The following is a 24,843-nucleotide window of genomic DNA, read 5'->3' on the forward strand; positions in this document are numbered from 1 at the left end:
CGGGTCTATCGGACAGGGGTCGTCGTGGCCGGTGCTGCCGTCAGGTGCGTCGCCACCACCTCCTTCACCGCAGGTGGCCGCAACAGCCGCCACGTCGCCCAGGCACTGGCCGCGGCGACCACCGCGACCAGCCCGTACGCGACGCGCAGAGCGGTGGAGAAGTCGTCGCCGGCCTCGGCGGCGACCCGGGCGATGTCCCCGGTCGGCTGACCGGAGGCGGCCAGCACCGACACCACGACCGCGCCGAGCACGGCCACGCCGAGGTTGGTGCCGATCTGCCGGGAGGCGCTGGTGATCGCGCTGGCCACCCCGGCGCGTTCCCGGGGCAGGCTGTTCACCGCGGTGTTGGTCGCTGGCGGGTTGACCAGCCCCATCCCGGCACCGAGCAGCAGGTAGCCGACCAGCAGCAGGGGCAGCCAGGCGTCGACGGTGACCACCACGGCGAGCAGGGTCATCGATGCCACGAACGACAGGTGCCCGACGGTGGCCAGCACCCGGCCGCGGCCCCGGCCGACCAGCCGTCCGGAGACGTTGGCCAGCACCAACGTCCCGAGGGTGGCCGGCAGGGTGAGCACGCCGGTGGCCAGGGGACTGAAGCCGCGTACCTGTTGCAGGTAGAAGGTGTTGACGAAGGTGAACCCGCCAAGCGCCAGGTAGGCCACGACCGCGGTGAGCACCGCGCCGCGCAGCGCCGGGACGGCCAGGTGTGCCGGGTCGAGCACCGGGTCCGGGCGACGTCGCGCGGCCGGCAGGTAACCGGCCGCCGCAGCCACCGAGACCGCCACGGCCACCAGCACCGCCGGGCTGGTCCAGCCCCGGTTCGCGCCGTCGATCAGCGCGAAGGTGAACCCGACCAGCACCAGGGCCGCCAGGGTGTTGCCGAGCCCGTCGAGGCGTCGGGGCGGGCCGGCGACGACGCCGGCCGGCAACAGCCGGGTGCCGACCGCGAGCAGCAACGCGCCGCCGATGCCCACCCAGAACACGCTGCGCCAACCGGCGGCCTGCACCAGGACCCCGCCGACCAGCGGCCCGCAGGCCGCCGAGACGCCGGCGGTGGCGCTCCAGGTGCCCAACGCGCGACCGCGTTCGGCGGCCCCGGGGAAGAGGTTGGCGATCAGGGCCAGTGCCGGCGGCGCCATCAGGGCCCCACCGGCGCCCTGCACACCCCGGCTGACGATCAGCGACACCGCGTCCGAGGAGACGCCGCAGAGCAGCGAGCCGACGACGAACACGGCCAGGCCGAGCCGGAACATCCGACGCCGGCCGAACCGGTCGGCGACCGCGCCGCAGGGCAGGGTGAGGCTGGCCCGGACCAGCGCGTTGCTGGCCGCGACCCACTGCAGTTCGGCGGTGCTCAGCCGCAGGTCGCGTTGCAACGAGGGCAGGGCCAGGTTCAACGCGGCACCGTCGAGCACGCCGAGGAAGAGCGTCCCGCAGCAGACCAGCAGGGCGGCGCGGCTGCGCCGGGGCGGGGACATCAGAGCTGCTCGTACACCGGCCGACTGGCCCGCTGCTTGAGGATGCCGACCTCGACGGCCAGGTCGATCTGCTTCTCCAGGTTGGCGAAGACGGTCTCGTCCCACCGGTCGCCGTAGATCGGCACGAGGCGTTCGGGCAGCAGCTCGATCGCCCTGCGTTCGTCGGCCTTGACCCCGTAGTCGGCGTGGTACTTCGCCACCAGCGACGGGTCCTCCTTGATCAGTCGCCAGGCCTCCAGGGTGAGGTCCACGTACGCCTTGGCGGTCTCCCGGTTGGCGGCCAGCCAGTCCCGGCGGACGGCGGTGCCGTTGAGGAAGAGCGGGTTGGTGTCGCCGGTGCCCTGCTGCCACAGTTCGCCGACCGAGGCGAGCTGCCGGTTGCCGGCGGCCACCAGCCGGGTGGCGTTGGGCTCGATGGCGATGATGGCGTCGAGGTCACCGCGTTCGTAGAGCGCCAGGTTGGCGATCGGCTGCCCGGTGAAGAGCTGGAACTCCCGGTCGAAACGGATGCCGTTGACCGCCGAGGCCAGCGCCGCCGCCCGGTAGGTGTCGCTGCTGGGTGGCTGCACACCTACCTTGCGGCCCTTCAGGTCGGCGATGCTCTGGTACGGGCTGTCGGCGGGCACGATCCAGCGGCCGTGGTTCCACAGGGACGGCCCGACGATGACGACGTCGTGGCCGCTGGTGTTCACCTCGGTCGCGCCCAGCGGGCCGAAGGCGAAGATGTCCAGGACGCCGGTGAGCAGCTGCTCCTGCCCCGCGCCGGGACCGCCGCCGGCCTGCCGGTCGAGGTCGAGCCGGTGCTTGGCGGCCAGGTCGAACTGCTCCACCACGGAGTCGCGGATCGCCCCGGCGGTGCCCGGGCTGCGTGGTTGCACCTTGGCCCGCAGGGTGCCGTCGGCGGCTGCGGGCTCCTCGTCGCCGCAGGCCGCCAGCAGGGCGGTCACACCGGCGCCGCCGGCGAGCAGCCCGGCCGCGCGCAGCAGGGATCGTCGATTGAGCTGGTACGTGGACACGAGGTCCGTCCTTCCGGGGGTCAGGCCAGGGCCGCCACGATCTGGCGGTGGATGTCGAACAGTTCGGGGTCCTCGGGGCTACGTGGCCGGGGCCGGTCGATCCGGTACTCCCGCACCACCTGGGCCGGGCGTCCACCCAGCACCACCACGCGGTCGGCGAGGAACGCCGCCTCCAGGGCGTTGTGGGTGACCAGCAGCCCGGTACGCGGGGTGTGTAGCCACAGCTCCTGCAACAGCAGGCGCAGCCGGCGGGCGGTGAGCTCGTCCAGGGCGCTGAACGGCTCGTCGAGCAGGACCAGCTCCGGTCGCACCACGAACGCGCGGGCGACCGCGACCCGCTGGCGTTGACCGCCGGAGAGCACCGACGGGTACGACTGGGCGTACTCGGTCAACCCGACCTGGTCGAGGATCCGGGGCACCTCGGCACCGTCGATCCGCGCCGCGCGGGCGGCCAGCCGGACGTTGGTGTCGACGGAGGTCCAGTCCAGCAGGCGGGGCTGTTGGAACACCATGCCGAGGCGGGGCTGCCCGCCGCCGGTGTCCACCGTGCCGCGGTCGGGCAGTTCCAGCCCGGCGACCAGGTGCAGCAGGGTGGTCTTGCCGGTGCCGGACGCGCCGACCACCGCGACCAGTTCGTCGGCGGCCAGGGTGAAGGAGAAGTCCCGCAGCACCTGCTGGCGTTCGCCGGTACGGCGGTTGACGAAGGCCTTGTCCACCCCGTCGAGTCGGATCCGGGCGTCGCCGGTGGGCCGGCTCATCGGGTCGCCACCCGGCGCCACCGCACCGCGCGGCGTTCCAGCGTCTGCAGCAGGCCGTACTCGATGACCGCCATGACCAGGGTGAAGGCGAGGGTCCAGGCGAGCACGCCGGCCACGTTGTGCTGGGAGAACTCCAGGTTGAGCTGGTAGCCGACGCCGTCGGCCAGGCCGAAGATCTCGACCAGGACGATGACCTTCCAGGCCATCGCGATGCCCAGTCGCGCGCCGGTGAACAGGTCGGGCACGATGGCCGGCAGCCACACGTACCGCAACCGGGTGAGCGCGTCGAGGCGGTAGACGTGGGCCATCTCGCCGAGTGCCGGGTCGACCGCGCGGACGCCCTGGGCGATGTTGATGGTCAGTGCGGGCGCGGCGGCCAGGGCGACGGTGAGGATCGGGTTGAGCAGGCTCACCCCGAACCAGATCACGCAGAGCAGCGCCTTCACCAGGCCCGGGGTGGCCAGTCCGATCAGCACCGCCGGCTCCAGGAACCGGCGTAGCCACTCGTTGCGTCCCATCGCGATGCCGGCGGCCACCGAGACGACGAAGGCCACCGCGAAGCCCAGCGCGACCCGGGTCAGGGTGGTCTGGACGTTCTCCCAGAGCGCGCCGTTGACGGTGATCTCGACCAGGTTGCCGGTGATGTCGGCGACGCCCGGGAGCAGCGCGCTGTCGGAGCTGCGCGCCATCAGCTCCCAACCGGCGACGAGCAGTCCGACCAGCAGCAACGCGGGCAGGACCCGAGCGATCCGGTCGCCGTGCGACGTCCGGGGCGGCGGCGCGGGGGAGCGCCCACGGTGCGGGGCCACCTCCTCGGTGTCTACGGGGTGCGTCACAGTCATCGTCGTCCCAGATTTCGGTAGGCGGTCGGTGGCATACACCGGTGCCGGGTGGCATCGCCGCAGGTGAGGCGAGGTAGGTAATCCCTATCTTGTTGATGGGATTACTGGGGATGCAATATGCATCTCGCATGATGGGAAGCGGGGTCGAGGGGCGCGTCGGCGGCCACCGACGCGGGAACGGCCCGTCGCGACGACCACCGGACGGTGGCGCGCGACGGGCCGTGGCACGGCGGGTCGGTGTGGCTACCGGGTGCCGGCGGCCCCACCGGGGCGGTACTCGAACCAGTCGAAGGCGGCGGTGCCGGCGGTGACGTACATGCCGATGACCCGGCCGGTGAACCCGGTGGCCACCTCGGTCGACAGGTAGCGACCGTCCAGTTCGGCCAGTGGATCCGGGTGCTCGGTGCCGACCCGGAAGGCGATGGTGTCCGGGCCGGTGGGGCCGACCCCGACCGGACCGGCGGCCAGCTGCCCGGCCGAGGTCACCGACGGCGGCAGCACGTCGTGGGTACGGATGTCCACCACCAGTTCCACCGGTCCGGCCGGGACGGACCGTTCGGCCAGGCACTGCCGCAGCGGACCGATCCGGGCGATCACCCGTACCCGACCCTGGGCCACCTCGAGGTCGTAGTGGTGGGCCTCGTCGAGCCGGACCGACAGCCCGGCGCGGGCGTCGAGCGGATCGAGGCGGGCGGTGACCCGGCAGTCGAGGTGCTGCTGCCGGCGGCCGACGAAGGTGTACCCGGGGCGGTCGAGGGTCGGCCCGGTGGCGTGCAGGGTCAGCCAGCCCGGCCGGTCGGTAAGCGACCAGGAGTGCGCCGGCCGGCTGCGCGGCGAGATCCAGCACGGCGCGAGGGTGTCCGCGTCGAAATCGTCCCGCTCCGGCGGTGTCCCGGCGCGCACAGCCGGCGCGGCCGGCGGCGACCCGGCCTGCTCAGCCGGCGCGGCCGGCGGTGTCCCGCCGGGGGCGGTCGACCCGCGCGGTTGCACCGGCTCGACCCGGGGCCAGCCGTCGACCCAGCGTACCGGGGTCAGGAACGTCTCCCGACCCAGGACGTGGAACTGCGGGGTGTGGCCGCGCGGGCGGGTGCCCAGCAGCACCATCCACCAGGATCCGTCGGGGGCATGCACCAGGTCGGCGTGGCCGGTGCTCTGGATCGGCCGGTCGGTGCTGCGGTGCGACAGGATCGGGTTGCCCGGGGCGGCCTCGAACGGACCGCGCGGGGACCGGGCGCGGGCCACCGAGACCGCGTGGCCGCGTTCGGTGCCGCCCTCGGCGATCAGCAGGTACCACCAGCCGTCGATCCGGTACAGGTGCGGGGCCTCCGGATACTGCAGGCCGGTGCCGGTCCAGCCGGGCCACGGTCCCTCCAGGACGGTGCCGGTCGCCGGGTCGATCCGGGCGAGCTGGGTGCCGGAGAAGGCGCACCAACAGGTGCCGTCGTCGTCCCAGGCCAGGTCGGGATCGATGCCCGGCAGGTCGAGCCAGACCGGATCGGACCAGGGGCCGGCCGGGTCCTCGGCGGTGACGACGAAGCTGCCCCGGTGCACGTTGGTGGTGATCAGCCAGAACCGGCCGTCGTGGTGACGGATCGTGGGAGCGTAGATGCCGCCGGAGGTCGCGGCGTCCGGCGGGATCGGCAGCTGCTCCGGTCGGTCCAGGGCGTTGCCGATCTGCCGCCAGCGCACCAGGTCGCGGCTGTGGAACACCGGTACGCCGGGGACGTACTCGAAACTGGAGCAGACGAGGTAGTAGTCCTCGCCCACCCGGCAGACGCTGGGGTCGGGGTGGAATCCCGGGACCACGGGATTGTCGTAGTGGGACAACGGTGCTCCGTTCGGCTCAGCCGGCCAGGCGGGCGCGGAGGAAGTCCAGGGCGCGGGCCTCGTCGAGGATGCCACCACCCTCGTGCCCGTTGTACTCCCAGACCAGCAACTCGCGTGGCCCGGCGTAGGCGTGGTACGCCCCGTAGACCGTCGACGGGGGACAGGTGGCGTCCATCAGGGCCACCGAGAACAGCGCCGGCGCGGTGGCCCGGCGGGCGAAGTTGACCCCGTCGAAGTAGGCGAGGGTGCGGTGTACCCGCTCGATGCTCTCCCGGTGCACGGCCAGGTAGTCGGCCACCTCCCGGTACGGGTACGCGTTGGTGATCCGGGTGGCGCGCGGGAAGTCACAGAGGAACGGCACGAAGCTCACCACGGCGGCCAGGTCGGTGCGGAGTCCGGCAACGGCGAGCGCGGCCCCACCGCCCTGGCTGGACCCGAGCACCGCGACGCGCGCCGGATCGACCTGGGGCAGGCTGCGGGCCGCGTCGACGGCGCGCACCGCGTCGGTGAGGAACCGCCGGTAGTAGTAGTCGGCCGGGTCGCCGATGCCCCGGGTGAGCACGCCCGGTACCTGTGGGGTGGCCACGGCCGGGTCCGGGGTCTCGCCGACGCTCCAGGAGGAGCCCTGCCCCCGGGTGTCCATCTGCAGGTGGGCGAAGCCGGCCGACGCCCAGAGCAGGTTCGCCAGGGCGTGCCCGCGACCGCCGCCGTAGCCGACGTACTCCACCACGGTCGGCAGCGCCGTGGTGGCCCCGGCCGGCAGCCGCAGCCAGGCCCGGACGTCCTGGCCGGCGAAGCCCCGGAAGGTGACATCGTAGGTGACCAGCGTGGTCAGGCCGGTCGGCACCTCGCGTAGCCGCACGTCGAGGTCGTGACCGGCGGCCTCGGCCAGGGTGTCGGCCCAGAAGTCGGCAAAGTCGTCAGGCGTGCGCTGCGAGCTGCGATAGGTCGCCAGTTCCGGCAGGGGGAGATCGGTCAACACCGGTGTTCCTCCAGGTGGGGGTGTGGGGTTGCGCGGCCGGCTGGCGACCGCGTCGTCCATGATGCGGTACGGGCGACCGCGCGACCGGAGCGGGTGGCCGAAACTTTCGGCCCTGCTGCCAGCGGCGGAAGCCGTCGACCCGGGCTCGTCGGGGTTGAGCTGTCGAGGGTGTTTCGGTAACGTTTCCGATCGGAGAGCGTCGATCTCCACGGCGATGTTCCGTTGACCGTGTCCCTGCGGTGGCCTCCGGGCGGCCACGACGACAGCGGACCGGCCGCCGTGGCGGGCGGGATCGAGGCGACTCCCCTCCTGTGACAGTTCCCGGAAAGGCATTCGCCATGAACAACCTGTCCGCCCGCGACAGCGGGCGTGCGATCAGCACGCACCGACGACGTACCGCGCTCGCGGCGGTGGCGGTCGGCACCGCTGCCGTCGTCGTCGCGACGCTGGCCCTCGCCCCCGGCGCCAGTGCCGGCACGACCCTGGGTGCCTCGGCGGCGGAGAAGGGCCGCTACTTCGGTGCCGCGGTGGCGGCCTACAAGCTCTCCGACTCCACCTACGTGGGGATCCTGAACCGCGAGTTCAACTCGGTCACCCCCGAGAACGAGATGAAGATCGACGCGACCGAGCCGTCGCAGGGCAACTTCAGCTTCGCCAACGCCGACCGGATCGTCAACCACGCCATCGCCCAGGGGATGAAGGTGCGGGGCCACACCCTGGCCTGGCACTCCCAGCAGCCCCGCTGGATGGAGAGCATGGAGGGCACCGCGCTGCGCAACGCGATGCTCAACCACGTCACCCGGGTCGCCACCTACTACCGAGGCAAGATCGACTCCTGGGACGTGGTGAACGAGGCGTTCGCCGACGGCGGCAGCGGTGGCCGGCGTGACTCGAACCTGCAGCGCACCGGCAACGACTGGATCGAGGCGGCGTTCCGCGCCGCGCGGGCCGCCGACCCGGGCGCGAAGCTCTGCTACAACGACTACAACACCGACAACTGGACCCACGCCAAGACCCAGGGCGTCTACAACATGGTCCGGGACTTCAAGGCCCGGGGCGTGCCGATCGACTGCGTCGGCTTCCAATCGCACTTCAACCCCAACTCGCCCTACCCCAGCAACTACCGCACCACCCTGGCCAGCTTCGCCGCGCTCGGCGTCGACGTGCAGATCACCGAGCTGGACATCGAGGGCTCCGGTACCGCGCAGGCCAACTCCTACCGCAGCGTGGTGCAGGACTGTCTGGCCGTGCCGCGCTGTAACGGCATCACGGTGTGGGGCATCCGGGACACCGACTCCTGGCGTTCGGGCGGGACGCCACTGCTCTTCGACGGCAGCGGCAACAAGAAGCAGGCGTACAACGCCACCCTGGAGGCGCTGAACGCCGGGGGCACCACCACCCCGCCGACGACTCCACCCACCACGCCCCCGACCACCCCGCCCACCACGCCGCCGACGACCCCGCCCACCACCCCACCGGTCGGCGGGGCCTGCTCGGCGACCGTGTCGGTGAACCAGTGGAACGGCGGCTTCGTGGCCACGGTACGGGTCACCGCCGGCAGCGCCGGGCTGAACGGCTGGACGGTCAGCACCACCCTGCCGGGCGGCGCCAGCGTCACCAACGCCTGGAGCGCCACGAACACCGGCACGACCGGCACGGTCAGCTTCCGCAACGTCAGCTACAACGGCCAGGTCGCGGCCGGCGGCAGCACGGAGTTCGGGTTCCAGGGCACCGGCACCGCACCCAGCGCCACCCCCACCTGCACGGCGAGCTGAGTTTCCCGCCGCGGCGCGAGGGGTCGACCGGCTCCTCGCGCCGCCCGCTGTCCACCCTCCGCCGGTGACCGCACCCCCCTGACCGGTGCCGGCCGCGGTCCCGGGTGGAGTTGCCGTCCGGGAACCGGTGCCGCATGATCGAAAGAGAGTAGTTGCGGTCGGCCAACCATCCCGAGAAACCGGTCGGGCACCCCCGGTGGCCTTGCCGTCGGCGTCGCGACCAGGGGGTTCAACCATGGGTACGCCCCGACTCGTCCCGCCACCGGGGCCCGCCGACGGTCGCCCCGTCCTGGTCGTCGTGCCGTACGCCGGCAGTGGTGTCGCCCCGTTCCGGGACTGGGCCGACGCACTGGCCGACGTCGCCACGGTCACCGCCGTACTGCTGCCCGGTCGGGAGCACCTGTTCGGCCAGCCGGCGCTGACCTCGATGGCCGACGTGCTGCGTGGACTGACCCCACAGGTCGAGGCGCTGGCACCCCGTCCGGTGGTGCTCTTCGGGCACAGCATGGGTGCGGTGGTCGCCTTCGCGCTCGCCCGGCAGTTGCGGCGACGTGGCGTCCCGCCGGCCGGGTTGATCGTCTCCGGCGCCGGCAGCCCGTGCCGGCGCGACCCGACCGACCTGGTGCACCTGCTCGACGACGACGCCCTGCTGCGCCGTACCGCGGACTTCGGCGGAATGCCCCCGCAACTGCTGGCCGACCGGGAGCTGCTGGGGTTGTTCACCCCGGTGCTGCGCGCCGACTTCCAGGTGCTGGAGACCTGGCCGGTGGACCCGCAGCCGCCGCTGGCGCTGCCGGTGACGGTGTTACGCGGGACCGGTGACACCACGGTCACCGACCACCAGGCCGACGGGTGGCGTACCCACACCGTCACCGACCCGGACGAGCACTTCTTCGCCGGTGGGCACTTCTTCGTCCACACCGCCCGCGCCGAGGTGCTGCGCACCGTCGCGGACGTGCTGGCCGCCGTGCCGGGCGACAACCGACGGTCCCACCACCCGCGCCATCGATGACCGACCGGCGTCGGCGATCGGGGTGGGCCGTACGCTCGCTGCCATGAGCATTCCTGACCTGCTGCGTCGGCACCGTCTCGTCCCCGTGGTCGTGCTCGACGACGCCACCGCCGCCGAACCCCTCGCCGACGCGCTCGCCACGGGCGGGCTGCCCGTCGCCGAGGTCACCTTCCGGACTCCGGCCGCCGCCGAGTCGATCGCCCGGATGGCCGCGCACGGCGGGGTCACCGTCGGGGCCGGCACGGTGCTCACCGCCGAGCAGGTGGACATCGCGGTCGGGGCGGGCGCCCGCTTCGTCGTCTCGCCCGGGTTCAGCCCGGCGGTCGTCCGGCGCTGCCGAGAGCACGGGGTCACCGCGCTGCCCGGTGCGGTCACCGCGACCGAGGTGATGGCCGCCCTCGCCGAGGGGGTCGACACCCTGAAGTTCTTCCCCGCCGGTACCTCCGGCGGTGCGCCGGCGGTGGCGGCGTTGTCCGCGCCGTTCGGTCAGGTGAGTTTCGTGCCCACCGGCGGTATCGACGCCACCTCCGCCGCCGACTACCTGGCGCTGCCGGCTGTGCTGGCCGTCGGCGGCAGCTGGATGGTGCCCCGGGCGGCGATCCGGGCCGGCGAGTTCGACCGGATCACCGACCTGGTCACCGCCAGCGTCGAGGCGGTGGCCCACTGACGGAGCCCGTAGCGACGCGCCGGAGGCTCACGACACACCGTCCTTACCGGACAGACGGCGGGGCGGTGCGGCAGTATCCTGTGCAGTCGTGGGCACCTGGCGCACCGGGCGCACGACGGGGTGGGAGGCGGCCGGATGCAGGCGACGCAACGGGTCCGGTTAGGACGCACCGAGGTCGAGGTGACCCGGCTGGGCGTCGGTCTGGCCCAGATCGGTGGGCTCTACACCCCGGTCGGTGACTCCGCCGCCCGGGTCACCGTGGAGACCGCCTGGGATCTCGGTCTGCGCTACTTCGACACCGCGCCGCTCTACGGCTGCGGCCTGTCGGAGCGCCGGGCCGGGGCGGTGCTGGCCGACCGGCCACGCGCCGAGTTCACCCTCTCCACCAAGGTCGGCCGGCTGCTGGTGCCCGGCGACGACGATCCCCAGGGAATCTGGGCCGAGCCCACCGGGCTGCGACCGGTCTTCGACTTCAGCTACGCCGGGGTGCGCCGCTCGTACGCCGACAGCCTGGAGCGCCTGGGCCTGGACCGGATCGACATCGCGCACATCCACGACCCGGACGCCCACCTGGCCGACGCCCTGCGGCAGGCCTACCCGGCCCTGGCCGACCTGCGGGCGGCCGGGGAGATCGGGGCGGTGAGCGCCGGCATGAACCAGGCCCCGGCGTTGGTGACGCTGGCCCGCGCCGCCGACCTCGACTGCGTCATGCTGGCCGGCCGCTACACCCTGCTGGACCAGTCGGGCCTGGCCGAGCTGCTGCCGCTCTGTCAGCGGCGGCAGATCTCGGTCCTCGCCGCCGGGGTCTACAACTCCGGCCTGCTGGCCGACCCGAAACCCGGGGCGTTCTACGACTACGCCCCGGCCGACGCGGCGCTGGTGGAGCGGGCCCACGCGATCCGGACCGTCTGCGACCGGCACGGGGTGCCGCTGCGGGCCGCCGCCATCCAGTTCCCCCTCGGGCATCCGGCGGTGGCCAGCGTGGTGGTCGGCGCGCACGATCCCCGGCAGATCGCCGACAACATCACCATGTTCGAGTGGGACATCCCCGGTGCGCTCTGGGCCGACCTGAAGCGGGCCGGTCTGCTGGCCCGGGAGGTTCCCACGCCGTGACCGACCGCCGTCGTCTGGAGCGTGCTCCGGGAGACTGACGGGGCGGACCGGTGGGCGCGCGACGCGCCACACCGGAGGCGGCGGGGGGCACTCCGGCGTCAACGGTAGGCTGCGGACGGCGTCCGAGTGACCTAAGGGGAACGCGTGTTTGGCGGAACGGTTGCCGGGTCGGTTGTGGCCTGCGGAAAACCGGCGTGAGTCACGGGCTGCGCGCCGGCGACCCGGCCCGACTCGGCGGTTACGAGTTGCTCGACCGGCTCGGCGAGGGTGGCATGGGCAGCGTCTTCCTGGCCCGCTCGCCGCAGGGACGGCGGGTCGCGGTCAAGGTCGTCCGGGCGGACCTGTCGCACGACGACGAGTTCCGGGGCCGGTTCCGCAGCGAGGTCAACCGGGCCCGCCAGGTCCCACCGTTCTGCACGGCCGAGGTGCTGGACGCCGACCCGGACCACGACCCGCCGTACCTGGTGGTGGAGTACGTCGAGGGGCCGAGCCTGGCGCAGTTCGTCCGGGACCAGGGGCCCCTGGGGGCGGCCGGGGTGCACAGCATGGCGGTCGGGGTGGCCACCGCGCTCACCGCCATCCACGGCGCCGGGGTCATCCACCGGGACCTGAAGCCGGCGAACGTGCTGCTCGCCCCGGGCGGGGTCAAGGTCATCGACTTCGGCATCGCCCGTGCCTTCGAGGCCACCAGCCGGCACACCCGGACCAACCAGCTGGTCGGGACCGCCGCGTACATGGCGCCGGAGCGCTTCGAGCCGGCATCCGGCCAGCCGGTGGGTCCGGCCGCCGACGTGTTCGCCTGGGGCGCGGTGGTCGGCTACGCGGCGACCGGCCGTAACCCGTTCGGCGGGAATTCCGCCACCGACACCGCGATGCGGATCCTCACCCAACCGCCGGACCTGACCGGGCTCGACGGGCCGCTGCGGGAGCTGGTCGGCCGGGCCCTGGCCAAGAATCCCGCGGACCGGCCCACCGCCCGGGAGCTGCTCGACGGGTTGCTGACGGCGGCGCCCTCGACGAGCCCGGCGCAGCCGGCCCCTGCGGCGGCGGTGTCGCCCGCCCCGACCGGTGCCGCGGGTGACGGCGGGTATCCGACCGACGGTGCGGGCTCGGGCCGGCGACGTCGGCTCACCGGGCTGGCGGTGACCGCCGTGGTGATCGCGGCGCTGGTGTCCAGCGCCCTGTTCGGCCCGCAACTACTGGGCGGCGGCGCTGATCGGGACCCGGTCGGTTCGACGGGCAACGGCACGCCGGCGGCTGACGGGCCGACGTCGCCGGCAGCGGGTACGCCGAGTCCGTCGCCGTCGCCGTCGGGGACGGATCGGACCCGGGCCATGCTCTCCGGAGAGCGCCGTGTCCTGCTGCACGTGGTGCAGATCGACCGGGATCTTTCGCTGCCGTTCGACCGCACGTTGCGCGTCGGCGACGGGACCGGACCGGACGCCCTGTTCGTGCTCGATCCGGTCGGTGTGGATTACATGATCAAATCGCTGAACCCGGACGTCGCCCACCAGCCGTGCCTCGGGGTCAAGATCGATTCGGCGGGTTACGCCTCGTTGGTCGGCGTCGACTGTCAGCCGACGCCGGCCACCGTCTTCGACATCTCCCGCGACGGCTGGGACGACAAGGGTCGCCTGGCGTACTCCATCATCAACGAGACGTACGGCGTGCTGGAGTGGAACGCGGACGAGAAGCGGCTGCACGTGCAGGAGCAGGGCGACGCCCCGGTCGGCACCACCTTCAGTCTGGTCGACCGCGGCGCGCTCTGACCGACCCACGTCGGGCCGGTTCGGATGCGGGCCGCAGAGGCACCTCGTCGGGGCGGGGTCGGCTCGACAAGGGTCTCCTGCACCCCCCCCCGAGAGCTGAGGCCCACCCGAGAAAGGCACCCCTCGTGAAGATCGTCGCCGCAGACGTCATCGTCTCCAGCCCGGACCGCAACTTCGTCACCCTCAAGATCACCACTGAGGACGGCCTCACCGGTCTGGGCGACGGCACCCTCAACGGACGCGAGCTCTCCGTCGCCTCGTACCTGCGCGACCACGTCGCCCCGCTGCTGGTCGGGCGGGACGCGCACAACATCGAGGACGCCTGGCAGTTCCTCTACCGCTCGGCGTACTGGCGGCGCGGCCCGGTCACGATGGCCGCCATCGCCGCCGTCGACGTGGCCCTCTGGGACATCAAGGCCAAGGCCGCCGGCATGCCGCTCTACCAGCTGCTCGGCGGGGCGTCCCGGACCGGCATCATGGCCTACGGGCACGCCTCGGGCCGGGACCTGCCGGAGCTGTTCGACTCGATCCGCGCCCACCTCGACGAGGGCTTCCGGTCGATCCGGGTGCAGACCTCGGTGCCCGGCATCAACGCCGTGTACGGCGTCGCCGCCCAGCCCAGCAGCGGCGGCAAGCGGTACGACTACGAGCCGGCCCAGCGCATCCCGCTGCCGGCCGAGGAGGACTGGGACACCCGGGCGTACCTGCGGCACCTGCCCGGCGTCTTCGAGGCGGTACGCGCCGAGTTCGGCCCGGAGCTGCCGCTGCTGCACGACGGCCACCACCGGATGACCCCGATCCAGGCCGCCAGGCTCGGCAAGTCGCTGGAGCCGTACGACCTGTTCTGGCTGGAGGACTGCACCCCGGCGGAGAACCAGGAGGCGCTGCGGCTGGTCCGCCAGCACACCACCACGCCGCTGGCCATCGGCGAGATCTTCAACACCGTGTGGGACTACCAGACGCTGATCCGGGAGCAGCTGATCGACTACGTGCGCTCGGCCGTCACCCACACCGGTGGCATCACCGCGATGCGCAAGCTGCTGGACTTCGCCGCCCAGTACCAGATCAAGTCGGGCATCCACGGACCGACCGACATCTCGCCGGTGGGCATGGCCGCCGCCCTGCACCTGGACCTGGCCATCCACAACTTCGGCATCCAGGAGTACATGCGCCACGGCGAGCTGACCAACGAGGTGTTCCGCCAGTCGTTCACCTTCGCCGACGGTTACCTGCACCCGGGTGACCAGCCCGGCATCGGCGTCGAGCTGGATGAGGAGGCCGCCGCCCGGTTCCCGTACCAGCCGGCGTACCTGCCGTACAACCGGCTCAAGGACGGCACCGTCCATGACTGGTGAGGTACCGGCGACCCGGCACGTGGTGGTGATGGGGGTCTCCGGCGCGGGCAAGACGACGGTCGCCGTCGGTCTCGCCGCGGCGACCGGGCTGACCTTCGCCGAGGCCGACGTGCTGCGGCAGGGGCCACCGGCGGTGGACTTCGTGCACCTGGCCGGACCGACCGAGATCATCCGCGCCCGGCTGTCGGTGCGGGAGGGTCACTACATGCCGCCCAGCCTGCTCGACTCGCAGACCGCCACCCTGGAGCCGCTCCTCCCCGACGAGCAGGGCATCATCCTGGACCTGGAGTCGTCCACCGAGACCCTGGTCGACGCGGCGGTCGCGCAACTCGGTCTGCCGACGTCGGGCCGGTCGGCCGGACCGCCGCCGTCGCCGACCCCGGCTCGCCGGTGACCGCCGTGCCTGATCGGTCGTGCCTGATCAGCGGTGGATAATGCCGGTATGCGCGAGCCTGCCATGACGGATGTCGCCCGCCTCGCAGGCGTCTCCCACCAGACCGTCTCCCGGGTGCTCAACGACCACCCGAACGTCCGGGAGGCGACCAGGCTGCGGGTGCGGGCGGCCATCGCCGAACTCGGGTACCGACCCAACCGGGCCGCGCGCACCCTGGTCACCGGCCGCTCGCAGTTGATCGGCGTGGTCGCGCAGAACAGCACCCTGTACGGTCCCGCGTCGCTGCTGGCGGCCTTCGAGCAGGCGGCGGCCCAGGCCGGTTTCGCGGTGAGCGTCGGCAGCGTCAGCACCCTGGACCGCCGGTCGATCCTCGCCGCGGTGGAACGGCACCTCGACCACCGGGTCGCCGGCATCGTGGTGATTGCGCCGGTGGCCTCGGCCAACGAGGCCCTGGACCACCTGCCCGACCAGGTGCCGGCGGTGACCGTCGACGGGGACCTGAACCGGCAGGCCGCGCTGGTCACCGTCGACCAGGTCGCCGGGGCGGCGATGGCCACCCGGCACCTGCTGGAGCACGGCCACCGGACCGTGTGGCACGTCTCCGGGCCGGCCGACTGGTTCGACAGCGCCGGTCGGGTCGCCGGCTGGCGCTCGGCGCTGCGTGCGGCCGGCGCGGAGGAGCCGCCGCTGCTGTCCGCCGACTGGTCCGCGGCCTCGGGCTACCGCGCCGGGCAGATGCTGGCCAGGATGCCCGAGGCCACGGCCGTCTTCGCGGCCAACGACCACCTCGCCCTCGGGGTGTTACGGGCGTTGAGCGAGCGCGGTCGCCGGGTGCCGGCCGAGGTCAGCGTGGTCGGCTTCGACGACGTGCCGGAGGCGGCCTACTTCATCCCCCCGCTGACCACCGTCCGGCCGGACTTCGACGCGGTCGCCCGGGCCAGCCTGGGCCTGCTGCTGAGCCAGATCGAGTCCGGGATGCCGACGCGGGAACGGCACACCATCGCGCCCACCCTGGTCACCCGGGACAGCGTGGCCGGTCCCGCCCGCTGACCGGCCCGCCGGCTCACGTCCAGCAGACCCAACCGCGGGTCTGGCTGAACCACGTCGCGACCTGCAGCACCGACAACGCGGCCCCGGCGACCCAGGCGGCCACCTGCCAGGCCGAGTCGAGCAGGGACCAGGTGGCGACCAGACCCACCGGCGCGGTTGCCCAGCACCACCCCCACGATCGCCACCACCGCCGTGACGTGCAGGTGCATCGTCGTACGATGCGCGCCGGCCAGGTTGTCGATCTCGTTGCGCAGGGCGGTGAACTCGGCAAGCGCCACCTCGACCGTCACCTGGCCGGCCGACCGGTCCGCACCGGTGGCCCATGGTCGACGTGGTGACCGGGAGCGGACGGATACGGCACGCAGAGTGTCCATGCCGGAATCCTGTCAGCCCGGTGCCACCGGTCGGGCGTACCCTCGGCGCACCCGATCCGCCCGGGGCGCTCCGGTCGTGTCGCGGGCCGACCGGGCCGAACCTGGTCCAGAATGTCCGATGTGACAACGTGGTTGGTGGGGCCCGACGGCGGTATCGACCGGGCGGCCGGGTTCCCGCCGGGCCCGGTGTCGACGCGGCCGGCCGGGGACGGCTCCCTGGACTACTACCTGGTCCGACCCGCCGGTGACGGTCGGTCGGCCCGACGCGACGGCGGCGTCGGGGCCCCGGACGGGATCCTGGTCGAGGAGTTCGTCCTCGACCGGGAGCACTGTGCGGTCCGGCTGGACAGCGCCGGCTGGACGGCGGGGGAGCGCCGCTGGTGGCGCGCGGCGGCGTTCAGCCGGGCCGTCCGCTCCGATCCGACCGTGCGGGCCCGGGTGGTGCCGGTCGACCGGGACGAGGCCGCCGCCGTGCTACGTCTCTTCGGTGGCGCCGACCTACCCGACGAGCGGACGCTGCGGGGCTACTTCCGCGACGGCACGCCGCTGCGCACCGCCGTGCCCCTGCGGCTGGGCGGGGAGGTGACCGCCGGCTTCCACGACACCCGGGTGCACCGGATCCTGTTCGCCAACGACCTGACCCCGCCGGGGCTGGCCGACCTGCGCACCCGCTGGCCGCTGACCGTCACCGGTGACCTCGCCGACCCGCTGGCCCGGGTCATCGGCACCGCCGAGCTACGGGTAGGCGACGACGCGTTCCGCTGGGAGCTGCGCCGGATCGGCACCGTCTCGGCCTGGTGCGTCGACCTGACCAGCGACCTCGCCGGACCGCACGACGACGCGCTCCGGCCGATGCTGCGGCAGCTGACCACCGCGATGCGCCGGCAGGGCCTGATCCCGGTCACCATCGAACGCTTCGCCTGACCCCTGGTCGGCCGGATGCCACGACGGGTGCGCGACCGCAGCGCCGGCCCGACCACCGCACCGGGACCGGACGGTTGACCCTCGACCCGGTCGAGACCGGAGAGTACGGCCGAGCACGAGGCCGTACGACAACCGGGGGACCGACCGTGGCGACTTCCGACCAGCCGGCGGTGGCCGCAGCCCCACCGGCGGACCCCCGCGGATCGGCGGTGCCACCCCGGGCGTACTGGGTGTGGTTGGGCGGGACCCAACTCTCCGTCCTCGGCACCCAGATCCTGGCCTTCGCGATGGCCTGGGCGGCGAGCGGTCGGGGTGGTCTCTTCGCCGGCCTGGTGTTGACCGCGATCAACCTGCCCCGGGTGCTGCTCCTGCTGGTCGGCGGGGCGGTGGCTGACCGGGTGGGGCCCTGGCGGGTCCTGATCGTCGCCGACGCGATGATGGTCGGGGTGACCCTGGCGTTGGCCGTCGGCGCCTGGTCGGTGCCCGATCCGGCGGTGTTCTTGCTGGTCGCCGCCCTCGCCATCGGCGCGGTGGACGCCTTCGGGCTGCCTGCCTCGGGTGCGCTCCCCCGGCTGCTGGTGTCCCCGGCGGCGTTGGCCCGGGCGTTGTCGGCCCGGCAGGTAGCCGGTCAGCTGGCGGTCTTCGCCGGCCCACCGCTGGGCGGGCTGTTGGTGGCAGCCGCCGGGCTGGTGGCGGCGGCCCTGGCCACCGCGGGCACGTTCGCGGTACTGCTGTTCGTCCTGGCGCTGCTGCGTCCCCGCCACCCCACCGGGCAGACCCTGCCGGATCGGCCCCGGCTGCGGAGTGCGGTGATTGACGGGATGTGGGTCGCCGCTCGGGACCCGGTGCTGCGGACCGCGTTGCTGCTGGTCATGGCCACCGCTGCGGTCCTGCTGCCGGTCTCCGGGCTGTTGGTGCCCCTGCTCGCCCGGGACAATGCCTGGTCGGCCCGGTCCGCCGGCTCGGTGGTCGGGGTGGTCGCGCTCGGCGTGGCGGTCGTCGCCGCGACGGTGGCGGTGCGGGGTGCCTGGTCCAGTCCGGGGCGTACCGCCGGAGCAGGGCTGTTGCTCGCCGCCGTCGGCGTGGGCGCGCTGGCGTCGGCTCCGACCGTGTCCTGGGCGGTACCGGCCGCGGCTTTGGTCGGCCTCGGCACCGGCGGGGTCACCACCGTACTCGCGCCGCTGATCCTCGGTTCGACCCCCGGCACCCACCTGGCCCGGGTCCAGGCGGTGCTGGTCCTGGCGCAGGGCGTACCGCTGCTGGTGACCCACAACCTGCTCGGCTGGCTCGCCGACGCCGTCGGCACCTCGACGGCCCTCTACGGCTGCGCCGCCACCCTCACCGCCCTCGCCCTCACCGCCCTACGGGCCCCCACCCCCTCGCCTCGCCCGATCGGGGCCGCCGGGGGTGCAGCTTCCGGGAAATAGTGGTGTCCGGTGCGGACGTGGCCACTCTTTCCCGGAAGCTGCCCGCCCTCGACCGTCCGGGACGACGCCCGTCGAGCGGGGACGGGGGCGGATGGGTGAGACTGGCGGGGTGTTGCCCGCTGCTGAACTGATCGCCGACCTGCCGGTCCGGGAGGTGCTGCCGGCCCTCACCGAGGCTCTGGCCGATGTCGGCGCGGCGGTGCTGGTCGCGCCGCCGGGCACCGGCAAGACCACCCTGGTACCGCTCGCGCTGGCCGACGCCGGCAGTGGGCGGGTGGTGGTCGCCGAGCCCCGGCGGGTGGCGGCCCGGGCGGCCGCCCGACGGATGGCGGCGCTGCTCGGTGAACGGGTCGGCGAGCGGATCGGCTACACGGTGCGCGGGGACCGTCGGGTCGGCCCGGCGACGCGGGTGGAGGTGGTCACCACCGGCGTGCTGGTGCAGCGGCTGCACCGCGATCCGGAGCTGGCCGGCATCGACGCGGTGGTGCTCGACGAGTGCCACGAGCGGCACCTCGACTCCGACCTGGCGCTCGCCTTCACCACCGAGGTACGGGCCACCCTCCGACCGGACCTGCGACTGCTGGCCACCTCGGCGACCGCCGAGGCCACCCGACTGGCCCAGATCCTCGACGCCCCGGTCGTCGAGGCGCACGCCGCGACGTACCCGCTGCAGGTGCACTGGTGCCCACCGGCCGGACCGGTCGACCCGCCGCGTGGTGCGCGGGTCGATCCCCGGCTGCTGGACCACGTGGCGGCCACCGCCCGCCGGGCGTTGGCCGACGGCCCGGGTGACGTGCTGGTGTTCCTGCCCGGTGCCCGCGAGCTGGGCACGGTGGCCGCCCGGCTGACCGACGTCGACGCCGACGTGGTCACCCTGCACGGCCGGCAGACGGGGGCCACCCAGGACGCCGCGCTGCGGCCCGGGCCCCGACGGCGGGTCGTGCTCGCCACCTCGATCGCCGAGAGCAGCCTGACCGTCCCCGGCGTACGCGCGGTGGTCGACGCCGGACTCAGCCGGGTGCCCCGCACCGACCACGCCCGGGGCCTGGGCACCCTGGTCACCGTCGCGGTGTCCCGCGCCTCGGCGACCCAGCGGGCCGGCCGCGCCGCCCGCCAGGGACCCGGCCGGGTCTACCGGTGCTGGTCGCCGGCCCAGCACGAGCGGCTGCCCGCGCAGCCCGAGCCGGAGATCGCCGCCGCCGACCTGACCGGGTTCGCCCTGGACCTGGCCCGGTGGGGGCATCCGGACGGGACCGGGTTGGCCCTGCCGGACCCGCCGCCGGCCGGCGCGCTGCGGGTCGCCCAGGCCGCCCTGCGCGCCGTCGGCGCGCTCGACGCGACCGGTCGGGTCACCGCGCGGGGGCGGGCGATCGCCGAGGCCGGCACCCATCCCCGCCTGGCCCGGGCGCTGCTCGACGGTGCCGCCCTGGTCGGCACCGCCCGGGCCGCCGAGCTGGTCGCGCTGCTGACCGAGGAGGGCACCGGTGGGGCCGGCGACGACCTGGTCGCCGCCTGGCGGCGGCACCGCGCCGAGGCACCCCACGCGTGGCGGCAGGAGGTGCGCCGGTTGACCCGCAACGCCGGGGACCATCCGGGTACGCCGGTCCCGGACGACCTCGCCGCCGCGCTGGTGGTCGGGCTGGCGTACCCGGAACGGCTGGCCAGGCTGCGCCACGCCGACGGCACCGCGTACCTGATGGCCGGGGGAACCGCCGCGGACCTGACGCCCGGCACCCGGTTGACCGGGGCGGCGTGGCTGGCCGTCGCCGTCGCCGACCGGGCACCGGGCGCGACGGCCGCGCGGATCCGCTCGGCCGCGCCGCTGGACGAGGCGACCGCCCGCCAGGCCGGTGCGGGGCTGCTCACCGAGACCGCCGAGGTGGCCTGGGCCGACGGCGACGTGGTGGCCCGCCGGATCGTCCGCCTCGGCGCGATCACCCTGGTCGAACGGCCGTTGGCCGAGGTCGACCCGCAGGCCCGGCGGGCGGCCCTGCTCGACGGGCTGCGCGAGGTGGGGCTGAGCCTGCTGACCTGGTCGCGGGAGGCGGTCGCGCTGCGCGACCGGCTCGCCTTCTGTCACGCGGCGCTGGGCGGGGGATGGCCGGACGTCTCCGACGGGGCGCTGCTGGCCGCCGCCGACGATTGGCTGGCCCCGGAGCTGGCCCGGGCCCGGCGCCGGGCCGACCTGGCCCGGGTCGACCTGGTCACCGCGCTGCGCCGGCTGCTGCCGTGGCCGGCCGCCGCCCGCTTCGACGAGCTCGCCCCGGAGCGCATCGAGGTGCCCAGCGGCTCGCGGATCCGGGTCGACTACACCGACCCGCGGGCCCCGGTGCTCGCGGTCAAGGTGCAGGAGGCGTTCGGCTGGGCCGAGACACCCCGGCTGGCCGACGGGCGGGTACCGGTGCTGCTGCACCTGCTCTCGCCCGCCGGCCGCCCGGCGGCGGTCACCGGCGACCTGCCGTCGTTCTGGCGTACCGGGTATCCGCAGGTCCGTGCGGAGCTGCGGGGCCGGTACCCGCGTCATCCGTGGCCGCCGGACCCGGCCACCGCCACCCCCACCCGGGGTACGGCGCGCCGGGCCCGTTGACCCTCAGCCCTTCGTGATCACCTCGTCGGTGGCCAGGCTCGACGTGCGCTGCTGGATCAGTGTCCGCAGCCGCGTCGAGTCCGTGTCGACCGACGCGGCGTCCGAGCTGTCCACACCGGTCAACACCCGGGTCAGCTCGTCCAGGGCGGTCGACGCCGCCCCGTCGGCGTAGATCTGCTGGTACAGCTCCCGGTAGGCCGACTCGTAGACCTCGGTGAACGCGTCACTGGCCAGGAACCGCTCCTTGAGCTTGTGCCCTCCGCCGAAGCCCCCACCAGGGGCCCGGCCGTCCTCGGCATCCGCGCCTCCGCCGGGCGGCTGCATCCCCTCGGGCAGCTCCGGCATCCCGCCGGGTACCTGTCCGCCGTCCGGCATCCCGCCGGGTACCTGTCCGCCGTCGGGTGCCGCGCCGCCGCGGAACATGTTCCGCATGCTGCCCTGCTCGTGCGGGCCCTGGTCGGCGTTACCGCTGAAGGTCAGGTTGTAGTCCCAGCCGACCACCGTGAACTTCCTGGCCGACAGGTCGTACCAGAGGTAGTAGTTGCGACCCGGGCCCGACATGTCGTCGAAGTTGAGCAGCAGGTTCTGCAGCGCCACGTACCGGGCGAAGGACTCCACGTCGATCCGGTCGGCCAACCCCGCGTCGAACTCCTCGTCGCTGCTGTTGTCGACCCACCTGATCAGGTCGATGACGGGTTGCAGGTCCTGGCTGCCCAGCTTGGTGACCTGCTTGAAGTCGTCCTGGTAGTCGATCGGATCGTCGCCCTGGTCGGTGAACTGCCCGGTGGCCAGCGACTTGTACAGCACCCCCGAGCCGTCGATGTCCTCGGCGAAGGCACCGTCCGGGTTCTGGATCACCAGCCGGGCCGTCGCCGGCCGGTCGTTGACCACGAAACTGGAGTACGCGTACCGGGGGGCGATCTCGCCGAGGTCGGCCAACAGGTCGAGGGTGACCGCCTCGTTGAGCACGGTGGATCCACCGCCCATCCCGCCGACCCGTACCGCGATCTCCCGGTGCCCCTGGTAGCGGAGGCCCTCGACGAACTCGTCGAACCGGATCAGCCACGGCAGCGTCTCCGGCTCCTCGGCCTTCAGGCTGGTCATGGTGAAACCACCTCCGGCCCGGTTGCCCCACCCGCCGTTGTCCTCGGTCGTGTCGCCCTGGGGGGCGCCGCCTTCGGGCGCGCGACCGCCTTCTGCAGCGCCGCCTTCGGGCGCGCGACCGCCTTCTGCAGCACCGCCTTCGGGCGCGCGACCGCCGCGGGCGCGACCTTCGGCTGCGCCGTCGCCGGGAGGGCCGCCGTCGGCCGCACCGCCGGGGCGGTCACCGGAGCGGCCGATCGACTCGCCGTCGCGGGTCAGGCCACGCAGGGTGGAGTTGCCCTTGAGCCGTACGCCCACGCTGGAGATCGTGGTGCCGTCGATGGTCACGTCGGCCTCGACGTAGTCCTTCTCGCCCTCCTGGTGGAAGGTGTCCAGCATCCGCTGGTAGTCGGCGTCCCGGAAGGTCACCGTGATCTCGTGGGCGACGGTCGCATCGAACAGGTCCCGGGTGCCCGCGATGTTCTGGGTCACCACGTCACCCTCGCCGTCGCTGCTGCTGGTCACGTAGGGCTGCACCCGCACCGTGCTGAACACCACCGCCACGACGGCGAGGAACGCGACGCAGCCGGCCAGCAGTTTCCAGTAGTGGCGCAGCCGGACCGGAATCCGGTGCCGCAGCCGACGACGGGGCGGGGCAACGGCTGCGCCCATCACAGGTCCGTCTGGTCGTAGCCGGTCAGGACGGTGACCCGCTGGCCGGAGGTACGCTCACTCAGCGCCGAGATCAGCTCACCCGGCTCGTGGCCCTTCTTCAGCCGTACCGTGTACATGATCTCGGTGAGCGCCCCGCCCCGGATCGTCTCCATGCTGACCAGCTCGAACTCGCTGGTGAAGCGGATCAGCACGTCCTTGATCGCCTCGGTGTGGTTGCCGTCCGGGGGCACCTGGACCTTGACGACCTGGCGCTGCACGTTGCTGGCGAACCAGTTGAACCGGTACATCACCAGGATGATCAGGCTGATCGCGACCGCGGCGACGATGGCCAGGCTGTAGAAGCGGGTGCCGCAGGCCATGCCGACGCCCATCACCAGGAAGATGAAGCCGACGTCGCGGGTTTCCTTGATCGCGTTGCGGAAGCGCACCACCGACAACGCGCCGACCAGGGCGAACGCCCGGGCGATGTTCGAGCCGACCACCAGCATGATCAGGGCGATGAGCATGCCGAGGATGACCAGCGTCTGCACGTAGGACTGGCTGTACGACACGTTGCGGTGGGTGAACCGGTAGATGTATCCGATCATCGTGCTGAGCAGGAAGGAGAGCGACAACGCGACGGCGATGTCGGCCATGCTGAAGGTGCCGGACAGGTCCTGGAAGGTGAAGTCCACGGTGGATCAGGCCTCGTTTCGGATAGGGCTCGGCGACAGGCCGGCGGCGGGGTCGTCGTCGACGACGTGGAAGACCGAACGGGGGGCGCGGCCGAAGGCCTCCACGCTCTGGCAGTACTTGGACATCCGGACCACCGACATGTTCGACCGGGCGGCGAGGTCGGTCAGCCAGTACGGCACCCGCTCGTTGGCCTTGATCTCCACGACCGCGCGGGTGGCCGGCACGATCAGCCGGTTCTCGGCGTCGGCGCCCAGGTGGAAGTCCCGGTCCCGGCCCCGGACCCGGTGGTCCAGGGTGACCCGCAGGCCCACGTCGGCGTCGCGGCCGACGAACGCCTCCCGCTGGTAGCCGGTCATCGCGACCGGTCGCAGGTCCAGCCCGCTCACCAGCTCGAGCACCTCGGAGACGAAGCCGCGCTGGGACTCGTCGTGCTCGATCATCCGGCGGCCGTCGCAGAGCTCCCGGGCCAGCCGGTAGGGCAGGGCCACCCGTCGTTTCTGGGTGACCCGGTTGACCCGCTGCTTGATCTCGACATAGACGGTGCTGTCGTCGGTGATGCCGAAGCGGTCGCCGTAGTGCCGTACCCGCAGTTTGCGACGGAACTTCAGCCCCTCGATCTTCTCCCAGTAGAAGCGCAGCTGCGGGGTGTCGTAGTAGAGGCTCCAGACCCCGTACCCGCCGGTGCCACCGTGCTGGTCGCCGTCCATCCGGCCGGCCAGCACCTCGCGCAACGCCGGCACGTCGACGCTGGGCACCAGGTACTTGATCTCGTACCGGTTGAAGGAGTGCAACCGGCTCGGCGCGCGCAGGGCGTGGCCGGCCCGGTCGGTGCCGGCCGTCGGGGGGCCACCGGACGACCGCGGTGGTCGGTCCGCAGCGGCGACCGGTACGGGAGGTGGGCGAAGCGGAAGGGGCATGGTGTCGCGCCGATCTCGGAGGTGGACGAGGTCAGGCGACAAGCCAATCCGTGTTGTCTGTGTGCCGGATGTGGACAACTTATGAATACGGGGTGAGCCGTGGGTGGACGTCGACCTCCGGCCGGTGCCGGCGAGGGTCCGGT

General features: G+C 73.3%; 21 protein-coding genes. 11 read left to right on the top strand and 10 right to left on the bottom strand.

Annotation, left to right across the window (positions count from 1 at the left end; all coding sequences use genetic code 11):
- Positions 1–5: 5 nt before the first annotated feature.
- The 6 genes from ACN28G_RS10480 to ACN28G_RS10505 form a co-directional block, all read right to left on the bottom strand.
- Positions 6–1,478: an MFS transporter gene (locus tag ACN28G_RS10480; RefSeq protein WP_421478990.1), complete on the bottom strand. Its 1,473-nt coding sequence runs from the start codon at positions 1,476–1,478 to the stop codon at positions 6–8.
- The gene (locus ACN28G_RS10485) at positions 1,478–2,494 is read right to left on the bottom strand and encodes an ABC transporter substrate-binding protein (protein WP_421478991.1); all 1,017 of its coding nucleotides are present in this window, start codon (positions 2,492–2,494) and stop codon (positions 1,478–1,480) included. The genes ACN28G_RS10480 and ACN28G_RS10485 overlap by 1 nt, the downstream gene beginning before the upstream one ends.
- 20 nt (positions 2,495–2,514) lie before the next feature.
- On the bottom strand, positions 2,515–3,252 hold the full coding sequence (locus tag ACN28G_RS10490; RefSeq protein WP_421478992.1) for an ABC transporter ATP-binding protein: 738 nt from the start codon (positions 3,250–3,252) through the stop codon (positions 2,515–2,517).
- A complete protein-coding gene (locus ACN28G_RS10495) occupies positions 3,249–4,088 on the bottom strand; it encodes an ABC transporter permease (RefSeq protein WP_217628819.1) in 840 nt (279 codons plus the stop codon). The genes ACN28G_RS10490 and ACN28G_RS10495 overlap by 4 nt, the downstream gene beginning before the upstream one ends.
- 249 nt (positions 4,089–4,337) lie before the next feature.
- On the bottom strand, positions 4,338–5,921 hold the full coding sequence (locus tag ACN28G_RS10500) for a glycoside hydrolase family 43 protein (protein ID WP_421478993.1): 1,584 nt from the start codon (positions 5,919–5,921) through the stop codon (positions 4,338–4,340).
- Between the two features lie 16 nt (positions 5,922–5,937).
- Positions 5,938–6,903: an acetylxylan esterase gene (locus ACN28G_RS10505; RefSeq protein WP_091437983.1), complete on the bottom strand. Its 966-nt coding sequence runs from the start codon at positions 6,901–6,903 to the stop codon at positions 5,938–5,940.
- 338 nt (positions 6,904–7,241) lie between these two features.
- On the opposite strand from ACN28G_RS10505, the gene ACN28G_RS10510 reads away from it, so the two are divergent.
- From ACN28G_RS10510 to ACN28G_RS10545, 8 genes are all read left to right on the top strand, one after another.
- Positions 7,242–8,678, top strand: coding sequence for an endo-1,4-beta-xylanase (locus tag ACN28G_RS10510; RefSeq protein ID WP_421478994.1), 1,437 nt, complete (start codon positions 7,242–7,244; stop codon positions 8,676–8,678).
- 235 nt (positions 8,679–8,913) lie between these two features.
- Positions 8,914–9,690, top strand: coding sequence for a thioesterase II family protein (locus ACN28G_RS10515; RefSeq protein WP_091437988.1), 777 nt, complete (start codon positions 8,914–8,916; stop codon positions 9,688–9,690).
- 43 nt (positions 9,691–9,733) lie between these two features.
- Positions 9,734–10,357, top strand: a complete 624-nt coding sequence (eda, locus tag ACN28G_RS10520; RefSeq protein ID WP_091437992.1) for a bifunctional 4-hydroxy-2-oxoglutarate aldolase/2-dehydro-3-deoxy-phosphogluconate aldolase — start codon at positions 9,734–9,736, stop codon at positions 10,355–10,357.
- Between the two features lie 135 nt (positions 10,358–10,492).
- Positions 10,493–11,470, top strand: coding sequence for an aldo/keto reductase (locus ACN28G_RS10525; RefSeq protein WP_421478995.1), 978 nt, complete (start codon positions 10,493–10,495; stop codon positions 11,468–11,470).
- A 194-nt stretch (positions 11,471–11,664) separates the two neighbouring features.
- On the top strand, positions 11,665–13,239 hold the full coding sequence (locus ACN28G_RS10530; protein ID WP_091437999.1) for a serine/threonine protein kinase: 1,575 nt from the start codon (positions 11,665–11,667) through the stop codon (positions 13,237–13,239).
- Between the two features lie 125 nt (positions 13,240–13,364).
- Complete coding sequence (manD, locus tag ACN28G_RS10535) at positions 13,365–14,594, top strand: D-mannonate dehydratase ManD (protein ID WP_091438002.1); 1,230 nt, start codon at positions 13,365–13,367, stop codon at positions 14,592–14,594.
- Complete coding sequence (locus ACN28G_RS10540) at positions 14,584–14,988, top strand: gluconokinase (RefSeq protein WP_091438005.1); 405 nt, start codon at positions 14,584–14,586, stop codon at positions 14,986–14,988. Before manD ends, ACN28G_RS10540 begins: the two co-directional genes overlap by 11 nt.
- 48 nt (positions 14,989–15,036) lie before the next feature.
- Complete coding sequence (locus ACN28G_RS10545) at positions 15,037–16,038, top strand: LacI family DNA-binding transcriptional regulator (RefSeq protein ID WP_091438043.1); 1,002 nt, start codon at positions 15,037–15,039, stop codon at positions 16,036–16,038.
- 13 nt (positions 16,039–16,051) lie between these two features.
- Here the strand turns inward: ACN28G_RS10545 and ACN28G_RS10550 are convergent, their stop codons facing one another.
- Positions 16,052–16,186 (bottom strand): hypothetical protein, encoded by a 135-nt coding sequence (locus ACN28G_RS10550; protein ID WP_421478996.1) that lies wholly within the window; start codon positions 16,184–16,186, stop codon positions 16,052–16,054.
- A 346-nt stretch (positions 16,187–16,532) separates the two neighbouring features.
- Between ACN28G_RS10550 and ACN28G_RS10555 the strand changes: the two genes are divergently transcribed.
- The 3 genes from ACN28G_RS10555 (at position 16,533) to hrpB (ending at position 21,350) form a co-directional block, all read left to right on the top strand.
- Positions 16,533–17,336 carry a hypothetical protein gene (locus ACN28G_RS10555; protein WP_421478997.1) on the top strand — a complete coding sequence of 268 codons (804 nt, stop codon included), beginning with the start codon at positions 16,533–16,535 and terminating at the stop codon, positions 17,334–17,336.
- A gap of 146 nt (positions 17,337–17,482) precedes the next feature.
- Entirely contained in the window at positions 17,483–18,763 is a 1,281-nt protein-coding gene (locus tag ACN28G_RS10560) for an MFS transporter (protein ID WP_421478998.1), read from the top strand.
- A gap of 91 nt (positions 18,764–18,854) precedes the next feature.
- Complete coding sequence (gene hrpB, locus ACN28G_RS10565) at positions 18,855–21,350, top strand: ATP-dependent helicase HrpB (RefSeq protein WP_421478999.1); 2,496 nt, start codon at positions 18,855–18,857, stop codon at positions 21,348–21,350.
- Between the two features lie 3 nt (positions 21,351–21,353).
- Here the strand turns inward: hrpB and ACN28G_RS10570 are convergent, their stop codons facing one another.
- Genes ACN28G_RS10570 through ACN28G_RS10580 form a run of 3 tightly spaced genes read right to left on the bottom strand, consistent with a single transcriptional unit; the run spans position 21,354 to position 24,700 of the window.
- Entirely contained in the window at positions 21,354–23,105 is a 1,752-nt protein-coding gene (locus ACN28G_RS10570) for a CotH kinase family protein (RefSeq protein WP_421479000.1), read from the bottom strand.
- Positions 23,105–23,782: a DUF4956 domain-containing protein gene (locus ACN28G_RS10575; RefSeq protein WP_091438063.1), complete on the bottom strand. Its 678-nt coding sequence runs from the start codon at positions 23,780–23,782 to the stop codon at positions 23,105–23,107. The genes ACN28G_RS10570 and ACN28G_RS10575 overlap by 1 nt, the downstream gene beginning before the upstream one ends.
- Positions 23,783–23,788: 6 nt before the next feature.
- Entirely contained in the window at positions 23,789–24,700 is a 912-nt protein-coding gene (locus ACN28G_RS10580) for a polyphosphate polymerase domain-containing protein (protein ID WP_139135676.1), read from the bottom strand.
- Positions 24,701–24,843 lie beyond the last annotated feature (143 nt).

The organism is Micromonospora sp. WMMA1923 (genome assembly GCF_049179195.1).
Lineage (GTDB): Bacteria > Actinomycetota > Actinomycetes > Mycobacteriales > Micromonosporaceae > Micromonospora > Micromonospora yangpuensis.

What these genes read in the sequence shown, in the direction of transcription:
- ACN28G_RS10480 (WP_421478990.1), bottom strand. Translation starts at nt 1,478, where the DNA reads ATGTCCCCGCCCCGGCGCAGCCGCGCCGCCCTGCTGGTCTGCTGCGGG.
- ACN28G_RS10490 (WP_421478992.1), bottom strand. Translation starts at nt 3,252, where the DNA reads ATGAGCCGGCCCACCGGCGACGCCCGGATCCGACTCGACGGGGTGGAC.
- ACN28G_RS10510 (WP_421478994.1), top strand. Translation starts at nt 7,242, where the DNA reads ATGAACAACCTGTCCGCCCGCGACAGCGGGCGTGCGATCAGCACGCAC.
- ACN28G_RS10515 (WP_091437988.1), top strand. Translation starts at nt 8,914, where the DNA reads ATGGGTACGCCCCGACTCGTCCCGCCACCGGGGCCCGCCGACGGTCGC.
- eda (WP_091437992.1), top strand. Translation starts at nt 9,734, where the DNA reads ATGAGCATTCCTGACCTGCTGCGTCGGCACCGTCTCGTCCCCGTGGTC.
- ACN28G_RS10525 (WP_421478995.1), top strand. Translation starts at nt 10,493, where the DNA reads ATGCAGGCGACGCAACGGGTCCGGTTAGGACGCACCGAGGTCGAGGTG.
- ACN28G_RS10540 (WP_091438005.1), top strand. Translation starts at nt 14,584, where the DNA reads ATGACTGGTGAGGTACCGGCGACCCGGCACGTGGTGGTGATGGGGGTC.
- ACN28G_RS10545 (WP_091438043.1), top strand. Translation starts at nt 15,037, where the DNA reads ATGCGCGAGCCTGCCATGACGGATGTCGCCCGCCTCGCAGGCGTCTCC.
- hrpB (WP_421478999.1), top strand. Translation starts at nt 18,855, where the DNA reads ATGGGTGAGACTGGCGGGGTGTTGCCCGCTGCTGAACTGATCGCCGAC.
- ACN28G_RS10570 (WP_421479000.1), bottom strand. Translation starts at nt 23,105, where the DNA reads ATGGGCGCAGCCGTTGCCCCGCCCCGTCGTCGGCTGCGGCACCGGATT.
- ACN28G_RS10580 (WP_139135676.1), bottom strand. Translation starts at nt 24,700, where the DNA reads ATGCCCCTTCCGCTTCGCCCACCTCCCGTACCGGTCGCCGCTGCGGAC.